We start from the raw sequence: 1046 nt of genomic DNA, 5'->3' as shown, positions 1-1046 counted from the left end.
GCTGTTGTCTTTCCAGTACCGGTTTGAGCTTGTCCAATTAGATCTTTACCCGTCATAGCTATCGGAATGGATTCAGCCTGAATCGGCGTAGCCTCTTCAAAACCCAAGTTATGAACTGCCTTTTCAATGGCCTTGCTTAAATTAAAATCAGAAAATTTTTTCATTTTTTCGTGCTCCTTCTCTTACTTAAATTCAGAAATGAGAAAAGTACTCTTTAACGAGAGATATTATTTATTCATTTCTGCGTATTGGAAATCAGGGTTATTATTCACGAACATCTTATTTTAGCGTATCTATACAAGGCGAATTCATACCTTATTTTATCCGCGCTTCCGTGTATTTATAAATTTTTATAGGATCTATAAAGTGTGGTTTAATTTAGAAAGATATGGTTCTCACTATTTCTTTTTTAAAAGGTATACTATTTAGGAGGAGGGATGATGTAGTTATGTATTATAACCATAGGAAGAAAAATCAAGAGCCCTTACCTAAAGAACAAATAGAGATTTGGGAATGTGAATCAGAAGAATGTAATGGTTGGATGAGAAAAAATTTCTCTTATCAAAAACACCAAAAGTGTCCTTTATGTGGCCATAAAATGAGAACAGGAGAACGGCTTTTAGATGCGTCTCCTAATCCCCATCAAAAATAATTCATGTCCGTCTGTTGTATAAATCTATAAAAAACTTACGGCACTTCTTTAACTGAAAGTAAACTTCTTACCAAACAAACATGCCATATTTGCTTTGTATTTCTAGTGTATGGTTAACTAGTTCATACCTTGTACCCTTCGTATGACCCAGAAACCAGACTTAAAACGCTGGTTTTTCTATTATAACGAGATTTTAAAATCAGATATAATATGTCTTTTGTTAGCTAGTGAAACTAAAAGTAAAAAAAAGACTCCTAGGTGGAGTCTTTTTTACTCATTTTAATTATGCTACTTTATGAACGTTAGCAGCTTGTGCTCCACGTTGACCTTGTTCGATGTCAAACGTTACTTTTTGACCTTCTTCTAATGATTTAAAGCCTTCACCTTGAATAGA

General features: G+C 33.7%; 3 protein-coding genes. 1 reads left to right on the top strand and 2 read right to left on the bottom strand.

Translation table 11 applies throughout. The features are described from left to right. Positions 1–164: DEAD/DEAH box helicase (locus ACFX4W_RS30660; RefSeq protein ID WP_377560626.1), on the bottom strand; the 164-nt coding region annotated here is incomplete at its 3' end. A 284-nt stretch (positions 165–448) separates the two neighbouring features. On the opposite strand from ACFX4W_RS30660, the gene ACFX4W_RS30655 reads away from it, so the two are divergent. After that, entirely contained in the window at positions 449–652 is a 204-nt protein-coding gene (locus tag ACFX4W_RS30655; protein ID WP_043981801.1) for a cold-shock protein, read from the top strand. A gap of 283 nt (positions 653–935) precedes the next feature. Here ACFX4W_RS30655 and ACFX4W_RS30650 read toward each other — a convergent pair. Further along, positions 936–1046: cold-shock protein (locus ACFX4W_RS30650; RefSeq protein WP_377558983.1), on the bottom strand; the 111-nt coding region annotated here is incomplete at its 5' end.

Source organism: Priestia sp. YIM B13489, assembly GCF_042787645.1.
Lineage (GTDB): Bacteria > Bacillota > Bacilli > Bacillales > Bacillaceae_H > Priestia > Priestia megaterium.
Note: the sequence above shows the minus strand (reverse complement) of the source record. Positions and strands in the feature narration are given on the sequence as shown.